The following is an 826-nucleotide window of genomic DNA, read 5'->3' on the forward strand; positions in this document are numbered from 1 at the left end:
TGGTGCTGTTGCAAAGTTGGGGCAGTAGAAAGACCGGCGTGAAATAATCAGAGCCATGGGCATCTTCTCCGGTCGGCATTTCCCCCGTGACATCATCCTGTGGGCGGTGCGGTGGTACTGCCGCTACGGCGTGAGCTACCGCGACCTCGAAGAAATGATGACCGAGCGGGGTGTGCCAGTCGATCACACCACGATCTACCGCTGGGTGCAGAAATACGCCCCTGAGCTGGATAAGCACACTCGCTGGTACCGGCAGGTACCCGACTGGCAGGCCCGGTCCTGGTGGGTGGATGAGACCTATATCCGGGTCGGCGGCACGTGGTGCTATCTCTACCGGGCTATTACCGCCGGTGGGCAGACCTTAGATTTCTACCTCTCACCAAAACGGAATGTGGCTGCGGCCAAGCGTTTCCTGGCCAAGACGCTGCGATCGAATACGACAGCCGGGTCCCCGCGGGTCATCAACACCGACAAGGCGCCAGCTCTGGCCAAGGCGATCTCCGAGCTGAAGGCGGAGGGAATCTGCCCTCAGATGGTGGAGCACCGGCAGGTGAAATACCTGAACAACGTTCTCGAGGGAGATCATGGCCGACTTAAAAGAATCCTGGGACCGAAGGGGGCGTTCAAAAACCGAATTTCCGCCTACCGGACGTTGAAAGGGATGGAAGCGATGCATTCATTACGGAAAGGTCAGGGCACGATGTTTGCTTATGGGCACCCCAATCCGGACGCGGTGATCGTCAACCGGGTCTTCTAGACGGCCTGAGAACGCCGGCACGCAGCGGCCATCAGGAAATGAGAAACTGGGTCGTCTCGGCTCTCCGCC

General features: G+C 59.2%; 1 protein-coding gene. It reads left to right on the forward strand.

Features of this window, described 5'->3' with window-relative positions; translation table 11 throughout:
• The first annotated feature begins 55 nt into the window (after positions 1-55).
• A complete protein-coding gene (locus HMPREF2743_RS07760) occupies positions 56-757 on the forward strand; it encodes an IS6 family transposase (RefSeq protein ID WP_070818530.1) in 702 nt (233 codons plus the stop codon).
• Positions 758-826: the final 69 nt, after the last annotated feature.

This window comes from Corynebacterium sp. HMSC036D02, assembly GCF_001836165.1.
Taxonomy (GTDB): domain Bacteria; phylum Actinomycetota; class Actinomycetes; order Mycobacteriales; family Mycobacteriaceae; genus Corynebacterium.

Coding starts and splice junctions, on each gene's coding strand:
- HMPREF2743_RS07760 (WP_070818530.1), top strand. CDS start 56: ATGGGCATCTTCTCCGGTCGGCATTTCCCCCGTGACATCATCCTGTGG.